The organism is Bradyrhizobium sp. STM 3843, from assembly GCF_000239815.1.
Classification (GTDB): domain Bacteria; phylum Pseudomonadota; class Alphaproteobacteria; order Rhizobiales; family Xanthobacteraceae; genus Bradyrhizobium.
On record NZ_CAFK01000206.1, the window covers coordinates 1 to 18,735 of the forward strand.

The 18,735-nt window shown below is 64.1% G+C and carries 16 protein-coding genes; 4 read left to right on the forward strand and 12 right to left on the reverse strand.

Features of this window, described 5'->3' with window-relative positions; genetic code table 11:
- The first annotated feature begins 32 nt into the window (after nucleotides 1-32).
- Both BRAS3843_RS22050 and BRAS3843_RS22055 read left to right on the forward strand, forming a co-directional pair.
- Complete coding sequence (locus BRAS3843_RS22050; RefSeq protein WP_008971266.1) at nucleotides 33-452, forward strand: thioesterase family protein; 420 nt, start codon at nucleotides 33-35, stop codon at nucleotides 450-452.
- 137 nt (nucleotides 453-589) lie between these two features.
- Nucleotides 590-1,735 carry an ABC transporter substrate-binding protein gene (locus BRAS3843_RS22055; RefSeq protein WP_008971267.1) on the forward strand — a complete coding sequence of 382 codons (1,146 nt, stop codon included), beginning with the start codon at nucleotides 590-592 and terminating at the stop codon, nucleotides 1,733-1,735.
- 72 nt (nucleotides 1,736-1,807) lie between these two features.
- Here BRAS3843_RS22055 and BRAS3843_RS22060 read toward each other — a convergent pair whose 3' ends face one another.
- The 4 genes from BRAS3843_RS22060 to BRAS3843_RS22075 all read right to left on the reverse strand — a co-directional run bounded on the left by BRAS3843_RS22060 (nucleotide 1,808) and on the right by BRAS3843_RS22075 (nucleotide 7,044).
- Nucleotides 1,808-3,274 carry a hypothetical protein gene (locus BRAS3843_RS22060; RefSeq protein ID WP_008971268.1) on the reverse strand — a complete coding sequence of 489 codons (1,467 nt, stop codon included), beginning with the start codon at nucleotides 3,272-3,274 and terminating at the stop codon, nucleotides 1,808-1,810.
- A 230-nt stretch (nucleotides 3,275-3,504) separates the two neighbouring features.
- Nucleotides 3,505-4,233, reverse strand: coding sequence for an ABC transporter ATP-binding protein (locus BRAS3843_RS22065; protein WP_008971269.1), 729 nt, complete (start codon nucleotides 4,231-4,233; stop codon nucleotides 3,505-3,507).
- Nucleotides 4,230-5,999 (reverse strand): branched-chain amino acid ABC transporter ATP-binding protein/permease, encoded by a 1,770-nt coding sequence (locus BRAS3843_RS22070; RefSeq protein WP_008971270.1) that lies wholly within the window; start codon nucleotides 5,997-5,999, stop codon nucleotides 4,230-4,232. Before BRAS3843_RS22070 ends, BRAS3843_RS22065 begins: the two co-directional genes overlap by 4 nt.
- A gap of 4 nt (nucleotides 6,000-6,003) precedes the next feature.
- Nucleotides 6,004-7,044: a branched-chain amino acid ABC transporter permease gene (locus tag BRAS3843_RS22075; RefSeq protein ID WP_035982440.1), complete on the reverse strand. Its 1,041-nt coding sequence runs from the start codon at nucleotides 7,042-7,044 to the stop codon at nucleotides 6,004-6,006.
- 193 nt (nucleotides 7,045-7,237) lie between these two features.
- Between BRAS3843_RS22075 and BRAS3843_RS22080 the strand changes: the two genes are divergently transcribed.
- Nucleotides 7,238-7,768, forward strand: coding sequence for a MarR family winged helix-turn-helix transcriptional regulator (locus BRAS3843_RS22080; RefSeq protein ID WP_008971273.1), 531 nt, complete (start codon nucleotides 7,238-7,240; stop codon nucleotides 7,766-7,768).
- A gap of 59 nt (nucleotides 7,769-7,827) precedes the next feature.
- Here the strand turns inward: BRAS3843_RS22080 and BRAS3843_RS22085 are convergent, their stop codons facing one another.
- The 8 genes from BRAS3843_RS22085 to BRAS3843_RS22120 form a co-directional block, all read right to left on the reverse strand.
- On the reverse strand, nucleotides 7,828-9,108 hold the full coding sequence (locus BRAS3843_RS22085) for a glycerate kinase (RefSeq protein WP_008971274.1): 1,281 nt from the start codon (nucleotides 9,106-9,108) through the stop codon (nucleotides 7,828-7,830).
- A gap of 107 nt (nucleotides 9,109-9,215) precedes the next feature.
- Nucleotides 9,216-10,439 (reverse strand): ABC transporter substrate-binding protein, encoded by a 1,224-nt coding sequence (locus tag BRAS3843_RS22090; RefSeq protein WP_008971275.1) that lies wholly within the window; start codon nucleotides 10,437-10,439, stop codon nucleotides 9,216-9,218.
- A 315-nt stretch (nucleotides 10,440-10,754) separates the two neighbouring features.
- Nucleotides 10,755-11,981 carry an ABC transporter substrate-binding protein gene (locus tag BRAS3843_RS22095; protein ID WP_008971277.1) on the reverse strand — a complete coding sequence of 409 codons (1,227 nt, stop codon included), beginning with the start codon at nucleotides 11,979-11,981 and terminating at the stop codon, nucleotides 10,755-10,757.
- Nucleotides 11,982-12,022: 41 nt separating this feature from the next.
- Nucleotides 12,023-13,039, reverse strand: a complete 1,017-nt coding sequence (locus tag BRAS3843_RS22100; protein WP_008971278.1) for a branched-chain amino acid ABC transporter permease — start codon at nucleotides 13,037-13,039, stop codon at nucleotides 12,023-12,025.
- A 3-nt stretch (nucleotides 13,040-13,042) separates the two neighbouring features.
- Complete coding sequence (locus tag BRAS3843_RS22105) at nucleotides 13,043-13,921, reverse strand: branched-chain amino acid ABC transporter permease (protein WP_008971279.1); 879 nt, start codon at nucleotides 13,919-13,921, stop codon at nucleotides 13,043-13,045.
- An 11-nt stretch (nucleotides 13,922-13,932) separates the two neighbouring features.
- On the reverse strand, nucleotides 13,933-14,646 hold the full coding sequence (locus tag BRAS3843_RS22110) for an ABC transporter ATP-binding protein (RefSeq protein WP_008971280.1): 714 nt from the start codon (nucleotides 14,644-14,646) through the stop codon (nucleotides 13,933-13,935).
- Nucleotides 14,643-15,440, reverse strand: a complete 798-nt coding sequence (locus BRAS3843_RS22115; protein WP_008971281.1) for an ABC transporter ATP-binding protein — start codon at nucleotides 15,438-15,440, stop codon at nucleotides 14,643-14,645. Before BRAS3843_RS22115 ends, BRAS3843_RS22110 begins: the two co-directional genes overlap by 4 nt.
- A gap of 51 nt (nucleotides 15,441-15,491) precedes the next feature.
- Entirely contained in the window at nucleotides 15,492-16,400 is a 909-nt protein-coding gene (locus tag BRAS3843_RS22120) for an IclR family transcriptional regulator (protein ID WP_008971282.1), read from the reverse strand.
- Nucleotides 16,401-16,597: 197 nt separating this feature from the next.
- Between BRAS3843_RS22120 and BRAS3843_RS22125 the strand changes: the two genes are divergently transcribed.
- Nucleotides 16,598-18,694: a 3-hydroxyacyl-CoA dehydrogenase NAD-binding domain-containing protein gene (locus tag BRAS3843_RS22125; RefSeq protein ID WP_008971283.1), complete on the forward strand. Its 2,097-nt coding sequence runs from the start codon at nucleotides 16,598-16,600 to the stop codon at nucleotides 18,692-18,694.
- Nucleotides 18,695-18,735: the final 41 nt, after the last annotated feature.

Sequence of the window (18,735 nt, forward strand, 5' to 3'; positions counted from 1 at the left end):
CACCGTCATCGCGGTTAGGCGAGACCAGCACCATGTTCATTCACCGCCGCGACGTGCAGATCCAATGGGGCGACTGCGACCCCGCCAACATCGTCTACTACCCGCGTTATTTCGCGATGTTCGACGATTCCACCTCGGTCATGTTCGAGGCGGCCGGCTTCTCCAAGCAGGACATCGTCCGCCGCTACGGCCTGGTCGGCATCCCCATGGTCGACACCCGCGCCAAGTTCTACATCCCCTCGACCTATGGCGACTGGATCACGATCGAGAGCCGGATCGAGAGCATCAAACGCTCCTCCTTCGAGGTGCTGCACAAGGTGTTCAAGGCCGATCAGCTTGCGATCGAAGGGTTCGAGACCCGCGTCCTGGTCGGGCGCGACCCCGACAATCCCGACAAACTCAAGTCGGCCCCTTTTCCGGAGGAGATGAAGGTTAAATTCCTGCAGGCTTGATGGCGCCTGCGTTACGCCTGAAATGCTTTCCTTTACGGCTTGCCCGTGCTTTGACGAAGGTCGTTATCGAATTTTCTGGATCATAAGCTAAAGAAAAACGCGAGACCCGAACTGAACGACATCCCTGGGAGGAGTGAATGAGAAAGGCCCTTTTGGCGGCGGCAGCCGTCGCGGCAATGTCCGCTGCAGTGCCGGCGCTGGCGCAGACGAGCGAGATCACGATCGGCATCACGACCACGACCACCGGCCCCGGTGCGGCGCTTGGCATCCCCGAGCGCAACGCGCTGGAATTCGTGCCGAAGGAGATCGGTGGCGTGCCGCTGAAGGTGATCGTGCTCGATGACGGCGGCGATCCGACCACCGCCACCACCAATGCGCGGCGCTTTGTCACGGAGTCCAAGGCCGACATCATCATGGGCTCGGCGCTGACGCCGCCGACCATCGCGGTGTCCAACGTCGCCAATGAAGCCGGCATTCCGCATTTCGGCCTGGCGCCGTTCCCGGTCACGCCGGAGCGGATGAAGTGGTCGGTGGTGATGCCGCAGCCGGTGCCGATCATGGGCAAGGTGCTGTACGAGCACATGAAGGCGCACAACATCAAGACCGTCGGCTATATCGGCTACTCCGATTCCTACGGCGATCTCTGGTTCAACGATCTGAAGAACCAGGCGGTGCCAATGGGGATTTCCATCGTCGACGAGGAGCGCTTCGCGCGTCCGGATACGTCGGTGACCGGCCAGGTGCTCAAGCTGGTCGCCGCCAACCCGGATGCGATCCTGGTCGGCGCCTCCGGCACCGCCGCCGCGCTGCCGCAGTCCGAATTGCGCGAGCGCGGCTACCAGGGCCTGATCTATCAGACCCACGGTGCCGCCAGCATGGATTTCATCCGTATCGCCGGCAAGGCGGCGGAAGGCGTGATCATGGCTTCGGGTCCGGTGATGTCGCCGGAGACGCAGCCGGACAGCGCGCTGACCAAGGCGCCCGGCCTCGCGCTCGACCAGGCCTATGAGGCCAAATACGGCCCGAACAGCCGCAGCCAGTTCGCCGGCCATTCCTATGATGCCTTCGAGATCTTGAAGCGCATCATTCCGGTGGCGCTGAAGACCGCCAAGCCCGGCACGCCGGAGTTTCGCGAGGCGATCCGCCAGGCGTTGTTGAGCGAGAAGGACCTCGCCGCCAGCCAGGGCGTCTACAACTTCACCGAAAAGGACCGCTCGGGCCTCGACGATCGCGCCCGCATCATCCTGACGGTGAAGGATGGCAAATACGTCCCGGCGCAGTGAGCGCGGAGTCATTGAGATAGACGAGACGGGCCGGCTCTCTGGGCTGGCCCGTTTCTCATGAAGGAGCAGCAACTAGGCGAGGGCGCCGATCGACGGCTTGAGCTTGTCGGCGTCGACCACATAGCCGGTCGCACTGGTAAACAGCTTGGCCGCGGCCTTGGCCTTGTCGAGATATCTGGCGTAGGCGGCCGCGCCGACACGATTGACCGCCTCTTCCAGTCCGGAGGGCGGAGCCATCACCGCGGCTCCGGGCGACGGGCGATAGGTGAGGACGGCCTCGCGGAATTCGGCCTCGGCGCTGCGCAGATCGGTGATGACGGCATTGATCTGCGAGGCACTGCTCTGGTTGACGAGCTTGCCGGCGATGTAGACCACCTGGCTGAGGCCGAGAATGCCCAGGATATTTTGCGGCACCGTGAACGACGATAATTGCGACACCCCGCCGATGAAGAGCGCTCCTCCGACGGCGGCGGTGAACAACAGGCTCTGAAACCGATAGACGTCGAAATTGCCGTCGGTCGAGATCAGGTCGAAGAAGGTCGGATCAGCGTCGGGGCGGATGTTGGGGGTGTCGAACCATCCTTTGTTCAACAGCCAGGCCTGGTTGGCAGGATCGACGGCGGTTTTCGACGTCTCGGCGCCTTTCGCCGCGGCGGCCCCGATGCCGGAGATGCCCAGCAATTCGAGCACGGTCGTCGAGAGGTCGGACAGCACCCCGGTGCGCATCAGCACGAAGGCGAGCATCACGAACACAAGGACCGTGAAGAAGAACACCTGAAAGGTCGACAGGCTTCCGCGATTGTCCGAGCCGGCCGTGATGCGGATCGGATTCCAGGGTTGAAGACCGGTCAGCTTGCGGCTTGTCACCCGCCGAATGGTCCGCGCCGCCGCGCCGTAGACGGCGACGCCGATCAGGATGGTGAAGGCGATGCTCCACCCGAGCGGGCTGACATGCACCGGCATAAAGGACACGTTGAAGGGGCGCCGCCCCCGGCATTGATAGATGAAGAGATTTCGCTTGGTCCAGAAACCCGCAGCCGCCGTCGGAACATCGATCGTCACGATCGTCTCACCGGGCGAAAGCAGACGTCTCGTGACGAGATCGTCGGTGCTGGCGGCTTTCCTCTCGCGCGCGCGCCGGCCGTTGTCGTCGCGCAGCGTGCCGCCCTCGAGCGGCTGATTGTTCTTGTCGAGCAGGATCGCAAAATAATGCGCATCCGAGGCAATCGGCGTGGCGAGGCCGACATCCACCGAGTTTCCCGCGGGCAGCAGGTTGGCGTCATAGACAATGGCCGGGCTGTTGGCGGAATGAGACAGCCGGTCCTTGAAATCCTCACCGCCCGCGCAATCGTTCAGGCTGGCCTCCGGCGGGGTTGCAGCTTTGCTCGCATCACCGGCAGGCTGGGTCGTTGGCGAGGGGCTGGTCGTCGGGCCGCCGGCCACGGGAGCGGCCGGCCGGCTGGCATCGCTTGCCGCGTCTTCCGCCCGGCAATTCGGCGCGACCATGGACAACCCGGCAAGCATCAGCAGGAGAGCCATGACCGATGCCAAAGGCGTTCGGCGGCCTCTGTCCGCGCATATCGAGAAGACTGCGGCAAGGTCGGGCAAGCGAACCTCCGTCCAGCACGATCGATGTTCGATTGGCTGGACGCAAGCTGCATAGCTTGCCGGATCGAGTCAACTACAAATGGCGGCGTACCACGATCACACGACGGCTCGCGTCCCGCCGCCTTCCTCAAACTGCGGCTGCGCTTCGTCGACTGTGTACGTCAGCCGGCCGCAGCGCTCTCGGCAAAGCCCAGATAGCTCGCCGCCACGCGCTGGTCGGTCGCGATCTCGCTGGCCTTGCCGTTCAGCACGAACTCGCCGAGCTCCATCACATAGGCGCGGTCGGCGACCTGCAATGCGGCCTTGGCGTTCTGCTCGACCAGGAGGACCGAGACGCCGTCCTGCCGCAGCTTGGCGATGATCTCGAAAATGCCGGCGACGATGATCGGCGCAAGCCCCAGGCTGGGCTCGTCCAGCATCAGGAGTTTCGGCGCGCCCATCAGCGCCCGGCCCATCGCCAGCATCTGCTGCTCGCCGCCGGACAGCGTGCCGGCGAGCTGCTTGCGCCGCTCTTTCAGCCGGGGAAACAGCATGTAGACGTGCTCGAAGCCGGCTGCGGTGCGGGCCTTGCTCATCCGGAAGGCGCCGAGCTCGAGATTGTCCTCGACATTCATGCTGGCGAACAGCTCGCGATGCTCGGGCACCAGCGACAGGCCGAGCGCCACGCGGTCCTCGATCTCGAGCCGTGCGAGGTTCTCGCCGGCGAATGCGACGCGGCCTTTCAGCGGCAGCACGCCCATGATGGCGCTGAGCAGGGTGGTCTTGCCGGCGCCGTTGGCGCCGATGATGGTGACGATCTCGTTGTCGCCGACCTCCAGCGAGACCGAGCGCACCGCTTCGACCTTGCCATAGGACACATGCGCGTCCTCAACCGACAGCAGCGTGCTCATGCGGTGGCTCCGAGATAGGCCTTGATCACCTCGGGATTGGTTTTGATCGCGGCAGGCGTGCCTTCGGCGATCTTGGTGCCGAAATCGAGCACCACGATGCGGTCGGCGAGATCCATCACAAATCCCATGTCGTGCTCGACCAGCAGCACCGACATGCCGCCGGCGCGGAGTTCGCGCAAGAGGGCGGCGAGCCGCTGCTTCTCCATGTGGCGCAGGCCTGCGGCGGGCTCGTCGAGCAACAGGAGCACCGGGTCGACGCAGAGCGCACGCGCGATCTCGACGATCCGCTGCTGGCCAAGCGACAGCGAGCCTGCGAGCTGGTCCATCTGCTCGGCGAGGCCCACGCGCGCAATCTGCCGCGCGGCTTCGGCGAGCAGCTTCGCCTCGTCGGCGCGGTCGAGCCTGATCATGCTGGACAGCGCGCCGGCATGCCCGCGCAGATGCGCGCCGATCGCGACGTTCTCCAGCACGGTCATGTCCGGCACCAGCTTGACGTGCTGGAAGGTTCTGGCGATGCCGAGCTTGACGACATCCTGCGGCGGCGCCTTGCCGATCGGCCTGCCCAGCATCGAGATATTGCCCGAGGTCGCCGGCAGCACGCCGGTGATCAGGTTGAAGGTCGTGCTCTTGCCGGCGCCGTTCGGACCGATCAGCGCCACGATCTCGCGTGCCTGCACGTCGAAGGAGACATTATTGACCGCGACAACGCCGCCGAATTGCTTGCGGGCATTGTCGATCTGCAGCAGCAGGTCGGGCATGTCGGTCGGCCGTTCGCGCGCGGGTAGCGTGAGCGAGGTGTTCGGCTTCTTGCCCGCGGGCTTCAACGGCAGCCATGACGTCAGCCACGGCCACAGGCCAGTCGGTGCAAGCTGAAGCAGAGCAACCAGCAGGATGCCGAACACGATGGTCTCGAGCTGACCCTCGCCGTGCAGGAGCAGCGGCAGATAGCTCTGCAGCACCTCCTTGAGGATCACGACGATCGCTGCACCCAGCACACCGCCCCAGACATAGCCGGCGCCACCGACCACCGCGACGAACAGATATTCAATGCCGGCCTGGGCGCCGAACGGGGTCGGGTTCACCGCGCGGGTGAAATGGGCATAGAGCCAGCCGGAGAGGCCGGCCAGCACCGCGGCGTAGATGAAGACCAGGAGCTTCGCGCTCGGCGCATAGACGCCGAACGCCTCGGCCGCGACGTGACCGCGCCGCAGCGCGCGGATGGCCCGGCCGGTGCGGGAATCCAGCAGGTTCATGGTCAGCAGCGCCGAGAGCAGCACCGCGATCCAGATCGCATAATAGATGGTGCCGGGATCGAGCATCTTCAGCGCGCCGATCGACAGCGGTGGAATGCCGGAGATGCCGTCATTGCGGCCGAGAAATGCAAGCTTGCTGAACAGGTAGAACAGCCCGAGCCCCCAGGCCAAGGTGCCGAGCGGCAGATAATGGCCGGACAGCCGTACCGTAACGAGGCCGAGCAGCACGGCCGCTCCGCCCGCAACCAGAAGCGACAGCGGCAGGGTCAGCCAGGGCGACACGCCGTAGTTCGCCGACAGCACCGCGGTGGTGTAGGCGCCGAAGCCGACGAAGGCGGCCTGGCCGAACGAGGTGAGGCCGCCGACGCCGGTGAGCAGCACCAGCCCCATCGCGACCAGCGCAGACAGGCCGATATTGTCGAGCAGCACGATCCAGAACGGCGGCATGCCCGGAATCGACGGGACGGCGACCATCACTGCGGCGAAGATGATGAGGGGCCAACGCTCGCGCATCGCGCTAGTCCTTCTCTTCTTCGACCGCGGGCGCAGCGAGCGAGCGCAACACCAGGACCGGGATCAGCAATGTGAAGACGATCACTTCCTTGAAGTTCGAGGCGTAGAACGAGGAGAAAGCCTCGACGATCCCGACCAGGAGCGCCGCGACGGCGGTCAGGGGATAGCTGACGAGGCCGCCGATGATCGCCGCGACGAAACCCTTCAGGCCGATCAGGAAGCCGGAGTCGTAATAGAGCGTCGTGATCGGCACGATCAGGATGCCCGACAGCGCGCCGATGGTAGCGGCCAGCAGGAAGGCGATCTGGCCCGACAAGGTGGTGCGGATGCCGACCAGCCGTGCGCCGAGCCGGTTCACCGCGGTGGCGCGCAGCGCCTTGCCGTAAAGCGTGAGCCCGAAGAACAGCCAGAGCGCGACGATGAAGGCGATGGTGATGCCGTAGACCGCCATGCCCTGACCGGTGAAGCGCAGGGGACCCAGCACCGCGGAGGCATTGAGCAGGGTCGGGCCGCGCTGGCCCTCGGCGCCGAAGAACAACAATCCCAGGCCCTGCAGCGCCAGATGGCAGCCAACCGAGGCGATCAGCAGCACCAGCACCGAGGTGTGCGCCAAGGGCTGGAACACGACGCGGTAGAGCGACAGCCCGATCGCCGCCACGATCAGCAGTGCGAGCACGAGGTTGATTCCGGCCGGTGGACGCTGGCCGGCAGCCCAGACGGTCGCGGCCAGAACCAGGCCGGGGAAGACGACATTGAGCGCGAAAGCGCGCGCAATGCGCTGCCAATGCAGCGATTTGCGCGCCGCGTAGAGATCGAAGGCAAAGGCGACAAGGCCCATGGCGAAGGCGAGCTTGGCGGTGCCGGGCATCTGGCCGGCCGCAAGCGAGGCATAGGTCAGCGCGCCATAGGTGACGAATTCGCCCTGCGGGATCAGGATCACGCGCGTCACCGCGAACACGAGCACGAGCGCCAGCCCGAGCAGGGCATAGATCGCGCCGTTGGTGATGCCGTCCTGCAGCAGGAACAGCATGATCGTTGTGTTCAAGACCGGACGCTCCCCCTTTGATGACCGGATCGGGCCGGCATGCGCCGCCGTTCGGTCGCAGCAGTTGAAATCGGCTGCGGATGTTTGATATGATGGATAACAATTATCAAGTATAATCTCAAGGCCACTGTAACAATGCGGCCTTCGGGAGCGGGATGGGAGCCCGACGCCATGACCCTCACCATGAACTGCGATGGCTGACGGCGCCAAAAATCAAGCCGGAAGCAGTCAAGCCCGGACCGGCCAAGCCAGGATCCCGAAGGAGCCTGCCGAACCGGCCAGCGAGACGCAAGCGGTGCAGTTGGGCGAGCTGTCCGATCTGCTCGGCTATGTGCTCAAGCGGGCTCAGCTCAAGGTGTTCGAGGACTTTTTGAGCTGCGTTGCGCCATTGCAGCTGACCCCGGCGCAGTTCTCAGTGCTGCTGCTGCTTGATAACAATCCCGGCCGCAACCAGACCGAGATCGCCAACACGCTTGGCATTCTCCGGCCGAACTTCGTCTCGCTGCTCGACAGCCTGGAGAGCCGTGGCCTCTGCACCCGGGTCCGCTCGCCGCATGACCGCCGCTCGCACATTTTGGTGCTGACCGAGAAGGGGCGCGGCGTGCTGGCGCGAGCCAAGAAGCTAGTCGTCTCCAAGCACGAGTCGCGATTGAACGAGCTGTTGGGCTCCGATGGTCGCGAGACGCTGCTGTCGATGTTGACCAAGATCGCGCGGGAGTTCTGAAGTCCTCGGTGTCGTTCGGGGTTCCGTCGTGACGAACCGCCCCGGAATGACGCGGTGCGTCAATCCACCAAGATCACCCTGACGTCGTTCACATTGGTCAGCGTCGGCCCGGTCTGCAACAGGTCGCCGGTCGCAGCAAAGAAGCCGGTGGCGTCATTGTTGGCGAGATAGGCCTGCGGATCGAGGCCCTGTGCGCGCATCGCCGCAATCGTTGCGCCGTCGATGATTGCGCCGGCCGGATCGGAGGCACTGCCTCCGCCGCCGTCGGCACCGTCGGTGTCACCGGCCAGCGCTGCGAAATCAGGCGTATCCTTCAGCAAGCCGGCGAGCGCCAGCGCATATTCCTGGTTAGGGCCGCCACGGCCATTTCCGGTGACGGTGACCGTGAGCTCGCCGCCGGAGAGGATCGCAACGCGACGGCCTTGCGCACGGGCCGAAAGCGCGAGCTTGGCATGGTCGGCGGCGACCTCGCGCGCCTCGCCTTCGAGATCGGCGCCGAGGTCGATCACGTCATAGCCGGCCTCTTTGGCACGCGCGACCGCCGCATCGAGTGAGGCGCGCGGGCGCGCGATCAGCACGAAGCTGGTGCGCGCAAAGGCGGCATCGCCCGGTTTGCAGCTTTCGTTGTTAGGATCGTCGAGCGCGCGCGCAATCGCCGGGTCCAATGCGAGCTTGTATTTCGCGATGATCGCGCGTGCATCGGCAAGCGTCGTCGGATCCGGCACCGTCGGTCCTGAGGCGATCGCGGACGGATCGTCATGCGGCACGTCGGAGATCGCCAGCGTGACGATCTCGGCTCTCTGCCCGGCGCGGGCCAGCCGTCCGCCCTTGATCCGCGACAGATGTTTCCTGATCGTATTGATGTCGCCGATCGGTGCGCCGGAGCGCAACAGCGCCCGTGTCAGCTGCTGCTTCTGGGTGAACGTCACGCCATCAGCGGGCGCGATCCAATTGGCCGAGCCGCCGCCGGAGAGCAGCACCAGCATGAGATCATCGGGCCCGGCCTCAGCCGCCAGCGCCAGGGTTTCGTCCGCGGCTTTCAGCCCGGCCTCGTCCGGCATCGGATGACCGGCCTCGATCACCTTGATCCGCCGCGTCGGCACGCCATGGCCATGGCGGGTGGTCGCGATGCCCGTGAACCGCGCAGGATCGAAGTTGAGCGTGTCGAGATAGTGCCGCTCTGCGGCCGCGGCCATCGCGGCTGCGCCCTTGCCGGCAGCGAGGCAGATGATGCGGCCCTGCGGTGGCGCGGGCAGGTGCGCGGCAAGCACCACGTCGGGATGCGCCGCGGCAACCGCGGCATCGAAGATTGCGCGCAACAGCGGACGGCGGTCGGTCATTGGTCCCCGGGCGAATGTGACATTGCTGCCGTTATCCCTTGTCCGTGCGCAAAAGAAAACCCCCGCAAGCAGCCTTGCGGGGGACGTGCTCGAGCGTCGGGAGTTGATCAGCCACCGACATCGGCCGAGATGACGTCGCCGAACAACTGCCAGCGCTCGTCGGTGAAGCGCATCAGCTGCAGCTGGCTGATCGGCGCGAAGTCGGTGGCCGAGGTGTTGATGGTGATGCCGGGCAGCAGCACCTCGGTGCGGAAGTCGCGCAGGCTGGCAGCCTGCTTCATCACATTCTCGCGGGTCAGGTTGTCGCCGCATTGCTTGAGCACCTGCACCAAGGTCTGCGCGACGCCGTAGCCGACGACCGTCCCGTTATCCAGCTTGTCGCCTTCCGGGAAATCCTTGGTCATGAACTCCAGATAGGTGTTCATGCCGGGGTCGCTGCCCCATTGCGGATCCGTGGTGTCCTTGAGGTACTGCGCGGAAACGATCCCTTGAGCGTTGGCGAAGCCGGCCGGCTTGATCACGCTGCCGACCGAGGCCGAGACGTTGTTGAGGATGTGCAGCGCCTTCCACTCGATCTCGGCCGTCTTCTTGATCGCTTGTGCTGCAAACTTCGGGGTTGCGATGTCAATGAAGACGTCGGCGCCCGATGATTTCAGCTTGACGATATGGCTGTCGATGGTCGGTTCGGTGGTCTCATAGCTCTCTTCGGCCACGATCATCGATGCCGCCTTCGCGCCGAGCCCGTCCTTCAAGCCTTTGAGATAGTCCTTGCCGTAATCGTCGTTCTGATAGAGCACGGCGATCTTGGCGTCGGGCTTCTCCTTCAGAAGCCATTTGGCGTAGATGCGCGACTCCGCCTGGTAGCTCGGCTGCCAGCCCATAGTCCATGGGAAATTCTGCGGATCGTTCCACTTGGTGGCCCCGGTTGCGACGAACAGCTGCGGCACCTTCTTTGCATTCATGTATTTCTGGATCGCCGAGTTCGAGGGCGTGCCGAGCGAGTTGAAGATCAACAGCACTTCGTCGCTCTCGACCAGCCTGCGCGCCTGCTCGACTGCTTTTGGCGGCGAGTAGGCGTCGTCATAGGAGACGAAATTGATCTTGCGCCCGTTGATGCCGCCCGCGTCATTGATCTTCTTGAAATAGGCAGCTTCGGTCTTGCCGATGATGCCGTAGGCGGAGGCTGGTCCGCTATAGGGCATGATGTTGCCGATCTTGATCTCGGTATCGGATGCGCCTGGATCGTATTTCTTCTCGGCGGCGAGTGCGCCGGCAGCGCTAAGGACGACAAAGGCCGCCGCTGCAGCGACGGCTTTCCGGGCAATGCTCATGATGTGTTTCTCCCTCCGGGTTTGTTTTCTTGACGACAATTTTAAGATGACGTGTCGCTGGCCTCCTTTACTGAAGGCTCTTCTTGTCGCCGGGACTATAACAGAAGCTACGTGGGAGAGTGCATGCGACAAAGGCCGCATGTCAGGTCACGGGTGCAGTGCGGAAGAGTTAACAAACGACGCCGATTGCTGACTCCAAAGGTGGGCGTCAGGGCCGTTCCAATCGCATGACCGGAAAACAACAGCCCCCGCGCGTGACCGCAGGGGCTCTGCTGGATCAGGTATGATGGCCGGGTCAGCACGCCGCCATGCGGCTCACCTCTCCATCTCTCCGCTCATGATGTCGCCGAACAACTCCCAGTTCTGGCCCTTGAAGCGCATCATCCTGAGCTGCTGGATCGGCGCAAAGTCGTCCGCTGTGGTGTTGATCCTGATTCCCGGCAGCAGCGTATCCGGCTGGAAATCTCTCAGGCTCGCGGCCTGCTTCATGACATTGGCGCGGGTGAGATCGTCGCCGCACATCTGCAGCACCTTCACCAGCGTCTGCGCGGCGCCATAGCCATAGATGGTCGAGCTGTCGAGCTTGTTGCCATCAGGATAATATTGCTGGAGAAACTCGGTGAATTTCTTCATCCCGGGATCGTTGTTCCACTGCGGATCGGCGGCGTCCTTGTCGTAGGCGGCCGACAGGATACCTTGCGAATTCTCATATCCTGCCGGCTGGATCACGCTGCCGACCGAGGCCGAGATGCTGACCAGGAGGTGCATCGGGTGCCAGTCGATCTCGGCCAGCTTCTTGATCGCCTGTGCGGCGAATTTCGGTGTGGTCACACTGAAGAAGACATCGGCGCCTGAGGCCTTCAGTTTGACGATATGGGTGTCGACCGAGGGCTCGGAGGTCTCGTAGCTCTCCTCCGCCACGATCATCGCGTCGGCCTTCTCGCCGAGCGCGTCCTTCAGGCCTTTGAGATAGTCCTTGCCGAAATCATCATTCTGGAACAGCACGCCGATCTTGGCGTCCGGCTTCTCCTTCAGGAGGTACTTCGCATAGATGCGGCCCTCGCCCTGGTAGCTCGGCTGCCAGCCCATGGTCCATGGGAAGCTCGAGGGGGCGTTCCACTTGGAGGCGCCGCTCGCCACGAACAGCTGCGGGATTTCTTTCGCGTTGAGATATTTCTGGATCGCCGAGTTCGAGGGCGTGCCGAGTGGATTGAAAACCAGAAGCACCTCGTCGTCCTCGACCAGCTTGTGGATCTGTTCGACCGCCTTCGGCGGCGAATAGGCATCGTCATAGCTGATGAAGCTGATCTTGCGGCCGTTGATGCCGCCTTCTGCATTGATCTTCTTGAAATAGGCTTCCTCGGTCTTGCCGATCACGCCAAAGGCCGATGCGGCGCCGCTGTAGGGCATGATGTTGCCGATCTTGATCTCGCTGTCGGATGCGCCGGCGTCGTATTTCTTTTGGGCGAGTGCTCCGCCCGAGGTGAGCGCGATGACCGCCGTTGCAAACGCGGCGATTCGAAGTATTGGGCTGAGGTTCAAAACTGTCCTCCTGGTTGACACTAAGCCATACTCAGAGATCTTCAGCGTTTGCGCGCCCGTTCGAGCAGCTGTTGACCCACCATGGCCACCTGCCTGGCGCCGTGCGGCACCAGGAAGATCACCAGGAACAGGAGCACGCCGAACACGGCGCCGGACAGGCCCTTGGAGATGCTCTCGGCGATGTTCGGTACGAAGATGATGAACGCCGCACCGATGAACGAGCCCGGCAGCCAGCCGACACCGCCCACCACCATGCCGAGGAACAGCTGGATGGCGAGCGTGATCGTGAAGCTGTCGGGTGCGACGAACTGCACGGCGATGGCCCCTAAGCCGCCGGCGACGCCGGTGATGCCGGCGGAAACGCCGAAGGCCAGCGTCTTATACAGCGACACGTTGATGCCCATCGCGGAGGCCGCGATCTCGTTGTCGCGGATCGCCATGAAGGCACGGCCCGAGCGCGACCGCAGCAGGTTGACCGAGAAGATGTAGATCGCGATGGTGACAGCCAGCGTGAAGTAGTACAGCCACATATCCTGCGACATCGGCAGGCCGAACGGTGCGTCAGGCTTGGTGACGACCTGGCCCTGAACGCCGCCGGTCCATTTCTCGAAGAATCCGAGCTTGAGCAGCTGCGGCATCGCGGTCGCCAGCGCAAAGGTCGCGAGCGCCAGATAGACGCCGGAGAGCCGCAGCGCCGGCTGGCCGAACAGGAACCCGGCCGCGAAGCAGATGATCCCGGCGATCGGCAAGGTCAGTGCGTAGTTGACATCGTACTGCTCCATCAGGATCGCTGAGGTATAGGCGCCGATGGCGTAGAACGCGCTCTGGCCGAGCGAGAACTGGCCCGAACCGCCGGTCAGGATGTTCAGCGCCAGCACCGCGAGCCCGTAATACAGGAGCTGCGTCAGCTGGAAGATGACGAAGTTCTTGGCGAACAGCGGGACGATCAGGAGCAGCAGCACCACCACGAAGGCGGTGCCCGAGCTCAAGGTCATGGCGCGCTTCGGAACGGCTTGGACCGCGGGCGCCTGGCTTGCGAGTTCCTCGACTGCGCTCATGGATCAGACTCGCTTGACGATGTGCCGGCCGAACAGGCCTGCGGGTTTGACGACCAGGACGGTGATGATCAGCGCCAGCGCGATCGGCAGCTTTAGCTCGTTGCCGACGCCCGGGATGTAGGTGCCGGCGAGATTTTCGAAGATGCCGACCAGGAAGCCGCCCACCACGGCGCCGAAAGGACTTGTCAGCCCGCCGAGCACCGCGGCGGCAAAGCCGTAGATCAGGACGCCGCCCATCATGTTGGGTTCGAGGAAGACCACAGGTGCGATCAGCATGCCCGCGATCGAGCCGATCGCCGCCGCCATGCCCCAGCCGAGCGCAATCATCCAGGAGGTGTTGATGCCGACCAGGCGCGCCGATTCCGGCACCGAGGCGGCCGCCCGCATCGCCAGCCCGACGCGCGTATACTGGAAGAAGACGTAGAGACCGATCAGGAGCAGCACGGTGATGCCGATCATGCCGGCCTGATGGGTCGAGATCAGCTGGCTGCCCAGGAACGGGGCGGAGCCGAACGGGGTCGGATATTGCTTGATGGTGAAGTCCCAGATCAGTCCGGCGCAGGAGTTGATGATCGAGAACAGCGCGATGAAGCCTGCGACCTGGGTCAGGATCGGCGCTTTTGCGAGCGGCTTGAACAGGATGCGTTCGATCGCGATGCCGCCTGCGAAAGAGAAGGCCAGCGTGAGCAGGAACGCCGCCCAATAGGGCAGGCCCCATTGCAGCAGCTGCCAGGACACGAAGGTCGAGAACATCGCCATCTCGCCTTGCGCGAAGTTGAGATGGTCGATCGCCTGGTAGATCATCACGACCGCGAGCGCCATGCAGGCGTAGATCGCGCCTGTGGCGATGCCGGCCAGGACCTGGTTGGTGAAAAGCTCCATGGCCGCTCCCTTCAATAGCCCAGATAGGATTTGCGGACGTTTTCGTCGTTCGAGATCTCTTTGGCCCCGCCCGCCATCACGATGCGGCCGGTCTCGATGACATAGGCCTGATCGGCGAGCTCCAGCGCGAGCTGGGCGTTCTGCTCGACCACGAGCAGGGAGACCTTCTCCTCGCGATTGATCTGGCCGAGGATCTTGAACAGGTCGCGCACGATCAGCGGCGCCAGACCGAACGACGGCTCGTCCAGCAGCATCAGCCGCGGCCGCAGCATCAGCGCACGCGCCACCGCCAGCATCTGCTGCTCGCCGCCCGAGAGCGTGCCGGCCTGCTGGGTATGCCGCTCCTTCAGCTTCGGGAAATAGGCGTACATGCGCTCGATGTCGGAGGCGATGGTGGCCTTGTCGTTGCGCGTGTAGGCGCCGAGCTGCAGGTTCTCCTCCACCGTCAGGGTGGTGAAGGTGCCGCGGCCCTGCGGCACATGGGCGATGCCGAGGCTGACGATGTTCTCGGTCGAGCGGCTGGTGAGCGGCCTGCCGTCGAACTCGATCGTGCCGGTGGTCCGCACCATGTTGCAGATCGCCCGCAAGGTGGTGGTCTTGCCGGCGCCGTTGGCGCCCAGCAGCGTCGTGAGCGAACCTTCGTTGAGCGAGAAGGAGAGGCTGTGCAGCGCCTGCACCTGGCCGTAATAAGCGCGAAGATCCTTGACGTTCAGAAGCGCCGTCATTGATCCTTGCTCCCGAGATAGGCCTTGATCACGTCCGGATTGGCCTGCACCTGGGCCGGCGTGCCTTCCGCGAGCTTCTTGCCGAAATTCAGCGCCACCACGTGATCAGCGATCGACATCACCAGGCCCATGTGATGCTCGACCAGCAGCACCGTGACGTCGCGCTGGTCGCGGATGCGGCGGATCAGGTCGCCGAGCACATAGACTTCCTCGTGATTGAGGCCGCCCGCCGGCTCGTCGAGCAGCAGGATCTTGGGATCTGCGGCAAGCGCGCGCGCCAGTTCGACGCGCTTCTGGGTGCCGAATGGCAGGCCGGACACCGTCTTGTGGGCGACGCTCTCGAGCTCGAGATAGGCGAGGATCTCCTGCACCTTGGCGTTGACAGCCGCTTCGCTGCGGCGGACCCAGGCGAGCTTGAGCGAATCCGAGATGATGTCGCTCGCGGTGCGGGCATGGGTGCCCACGCGGACATTGTCGAGCACTGAAAGATTGGGAAACAGCGCGACGTTCTGGAAGGTGCGGCCGATGCCGATCTCGGCGATCCGGTGCGGCGGCCGCTTCAGGATGCTGCGGCCCTCCAGCAGAATGTCGCCGGCGCTCGGCTGATAGAGCCGTGAGAGACAGTTGAAAAGCGTCGTCTTGCCGGCGCCGTTCGGTCCGATCAGGCCGAGGATCTGGCCGTAATGCATGTCGAATGACACGCCGTTGAGCGCGACGATGCCGCCGAACACGACGCTGACGTCGCGCACCGCAAGCAGCGGATCCGCAGCCTGCGCGAGCTGAAGCTGCGTCATGTCGTCTCGCCCCTGCCATGCAGCGGAGCGATACGGCGCACACTGGTCCGGTCAGGACGATGACGGCTGTCTGATTCCTTCGGCAACCTTGGCAACTTTCCCTCCTGGCTTCAGCTTTTTGCTGTTTTCTTTGTTTGTTGTTTGTTTTGAGTTCGATTGCTTTGTTGGTTGCGGCGCGACCCCTCCGAGCGCCGCCTCGATGGTCCTTACCATTGCCACCAGACGCGGTCCAACGTCGGTGCGCAGCCGATCCTCCGTGAAGCGGAACGCCGGCGCGCCGCAATTCACAGCGTACGGTCCCGTACCATCATTCAGCTTCAACGCGACGCCGACCGCATGCACGTCGTCCTGCCATTCGCCGGCGGAGATCGCGAAACCATATTTCGCAACCGTCTCGCCGGAACGCTCGATCCCGTCGCGCATCTTCGGCCAGCGGCTGCCGTAATGGTCGCGCAGTTCGCGCAGGAGAGCAACGCGTTCCTCATCGGGAAGTGCCCAGATATAGGCGCGGCCCATCGCCGTAGTTGCGATCGGAATGCGTGATCCTACGTCAAGTTGAACATTGACGACCCCGTTCCGGCTCTGTCCGAAATAGATCATGCTCAGCCGGTCGCGCGCCCCGATCGCCACCGCGCCGCCGGTCTCCCGCATCAATTGTTCGCGAAACGGCTCGGAGAGATGCCGGACGCCGAGATTGGCAAGCGCGGCGTAACCGAGCGCCATCGCCGCCGGCGCCAGCTGATATTTCTCGAACCGCGGCACCGGCATCAGATAGCCGAGCTTGGTCAACGTATAGGTCAGGCGCGATACGGTCGGCTTGGGGAGATTGGTGCGCGCGGCGATCTCCTGATTGCCGAGCAGTCCGTCATTCGGACGGAACGCGCGCAGGACGTCGAGCCCGCGGGACAGCGCGATGACGAAGCTGCGATCGGTCGCGGCTTTCTTCCCTGGACGTTTCATCTCACCGGTGGTCGATTGCTTCGTTGACAACGGTCGTGCTTCAAAATAACCGTTGATGTCAAGATGCGGAATTGAATTTCGCAGTGCGAAATTAGGATTCTGCAGCGGGTAAACGCAAGCCGTGTAGCTACTCGACGCAAGTCCGGGGCGGCAAATCAATCGGCTAACAAGAAAACGCTATTCCCAAGGAGCGCAGCGTGAGCGAAGTGGTGAAGCTCGAGTCCCATGACATCGTCGGCATCGTGACCGTCGATAGTCCACCGGTCAATGCGCTGAGTGCCGCGGTGCGCGGCGGCATTCTGGAATGCGTCAAGGCCGCCGTCGCGGACCCTGCGATCAAGGCCATCGTGCTGACCTGCGCGGGCCGCACCTTCATCGCCGGCGCCGACATTACCGAGTTCGGCAAGCCGCCGAAGCCGCCCGCGCTGAACGACGTCCTGAGCGAAATCGAGAACAGCCCGAAGCCGGTGATCGCTGCGATCCATGGCACCGCGCTCGGCGGCGGGCTCGAAGTGGCGCTGGCGTGTCATTATCGCGTCGCCACCAAGGACGCCAAGCTCGGCCTGCCAGAGGTGAAGCTCGGCCTGTTGCCCGGCGCCGGTGGGACCCAGCGGCTGCCGCGCGCGGTCGGCCCCGAACTCGCGGTCAAGATGATCGTCGGCGGCGATCCGATCGGCGCGGCGGAGGCGCATAAGGCCGGGCTGATCGAAGAGATCGTCGAAGGTCCGGCGTCCGGCGGCGAGGCGTTCGCGCGCAAGGTCGTGGCCGAAGGCCGTCCGCTGCGCAAGCTGCGCGACGACGATTCCAAGCTCGCGGCCGCCAAGGCCGACCGCTCCATCTTCACCAGCGCGGTGGCCGCGCTCACCAAGAAGTCGCGCGGGCTGGAAGCGCCGCTCGCGGCCGCCGATGCGGTCGGCTACGCGATCGATCTCCCGTTCGACGAAGGCTTGAAGAAGGAGCGCGAGGATTTCCTCCGCTTGCTCACCAGCGATCAGTCCAAAGCGCAGCGTTATGCGTTCTTCGCCGAGCGCGAGGCGTCGAAGATCGCCGGCGTGCCCGAAGGCACCAAGTCGCGTCCGGTGCAACGCGTCGCGATCATCGGCGCGGGCACCATGGGCGGCGGTATCGCGATGTCCTTTGCCAATGCCGGCGTTCCCGTCACGCTGATCGAGACCGGCGAGGAGCAGCTCAAGCGCGGCCTGGGCATCATGCAGAAGAACTGGGAGGCGACCGCGGCGCGTGGCGGCATCCCGGCGGATGCGCCGGCCAAGCGCATGGCGCTGATCAATGGCGTGGTCGGCCTGGAGAACGTCAGGGATGCCGACCTCGTCATCGAGGCGGTGTTCGAGACCATGGCGGTCAAGAAAGAAGTGTTCGGCAAGCTCGATCAGTTTGCCAAGCCGGGCGCCGTGCTCGCCTCCAATACCTCCTATCTCAACATCGATGAGATCGCGAAGCAGACCAGCCGGCCGCAGGACGTGCTCGGCATGCACTTCTTCTCGCCGGCCAATGTGATGAAGCTGTGCGAGATCGTGCGCGCGGAGAAGACCGCGCCGGACGCGCTGGTCACGGCGGTATCGATCGCGCGCAAGATCGCCAAGGTGCCGGCGGTGGTCGGCGTCTGCGACGGCTTCGTCGGCAATCGCATGCTGGCGCAGCGCGGCAAGCAGGCCGAGAAGTTGTTGTTCGAGGGCGCGCTGCCGCAGCAGGTCGATGCGGTCGTCACCAAGTTCGGCATGCCGATGGGCCCATTCGCGATGGGCGATTTGGCCGGTCTCGATATCGGCTGGCGCTCGCGCAAGGATCGCGGCATCAAGAGCGAGATCGCGGATGCGCTCTGCGAAGCCGGCCGCTTCGGCCAGAAGACCGGCAAGGGCTATTACAAATATGAAGCGGGCTCGCGCGCGCCGTTGCCCGATCCGGATGTCGAGAAGCTGATCGACGAGACCCTGGCGCGGCTCGGCCTGAAGAAGCGCGTCGTCAGCGACGAGGAGATCCTCGAGCGCATGATGTATCCGATGATCAACGAGGGCGCGAAGATCCTGGCCGAAGGCATCGCGGCGCGGCCGTCCGACATCGACGTGGTCTGGCTCTATGGCTATGGCTGGCCGATCTACCGCGGCGGCCCGATGTATTGGGCCGACACGGTCGGCCTCAAGCACATCGCCGATCGCCTCGCGGTCTACGCCAAGGAGACCAGTGATCCGTCGCTCGAGCCGGCGCCGCTTCTGAAGAAGCTCGCCGACGAGGGCCGGACCTTCGCCTCGCTCGCGGCCGGGTCGAAGGCGGCTTGATGCTGGTCAATCGTACGGTCTCTCCGTTCCCTCCCCCCCTT

Coding starts and splice junctions, on each gene's coding strand:
- BRAS3843_RS22065 (WP_008971269.1), bottom strand. CDS start 4,233: ATGAGCACGCTGCTGTCGGTTGAGGACGCGCATGTGTCCTATGGCAAG.
- BRAS3843_RS22055 (WP_008971267.1), top strand. CDS start 590: ATGAGAAAGGCCCTTTTGGCGGCGGCAGCCGTCGCGGCAATGTCCGCT.
- BRAS3843_RS22110 (WP_008971280.1), bottom strand. CDS start 14,646: ATGACGGCGCTTCTGAACGTCAAGGATCTTCGCGCTTATTACGGCCAG.
- BRAS3843_RS22070 (WP_008971270.1), bottom strand. CDS start 5,999: ATGCGCGAGCGTTGGCCCCTCATCATCTTCGCCGCAGTGATGGTCGCC.
- BRAS3843_RS22050 (WP_008971266.1), top strand. CDS start 33: ATGTTCATTCACCGCCGCGACGTGCAGATCCAATGGGGCGACTGCGAC.
- BRAS3843_RS22115 (WP_008971281.1), bottom strand. CDS start 15,440: ATGACGCAGCTTCAGCTCGCGCAGGCTGCGGATCCGCTGCTTGCGGTG.
- BRAS3843_RS22060 (WP_008971268.1), bottom strand. CDS start 3,274: ATGGCTCTCCTGCTGATGCTTGCCGGGTTGTCCATGGTCGCGCCGAAT.
- BRAS3843_RS22080 (WP_008971273.1), top strand. CDS start 7,238: ATGGCTGACGGCGCCAAAAATCAAGCCGGAAGCAGTCAAGCCCGGACC.
- BRAS3843_RS22105 (WP_008971279.1), bottom strand. CDS start 13,921: ATGGAGCTTTTCACCAACCAGGTCCTGGCCGGCATCGCCACAGGCGCG.
- BRAS3843_RS22100 (WP_008971278.1), bottom strand. CDS start 13,039: ATGAGCGCAGTCGAGGAACTCGCAAGCCAGGCGCCCGCGGTCCAAGCC.
- BRAS3843_RS22120 (WP_008971282.1), bottom strand. CDS start 16,400: ATGAAACGTCCAGGGAAGAAAGCCGCGACCGATCGCAGCTTCGTCATC.
- BRAS3843_RS22090 (WP_008971275.1), bottom strand. CDS start 10,439: ATGAGCATTGCCCGGAAAGCCGTCGCTGCAGCGGCGGCCTTTGTCGTC.
- BRAS3843_RS22085 (WP_008971274.1), bottom strand. CDS start 9,108: ATGACCGACCGCCGTCCGCTGTTGCGCGCAATCTTCGATGCCGCGGTT.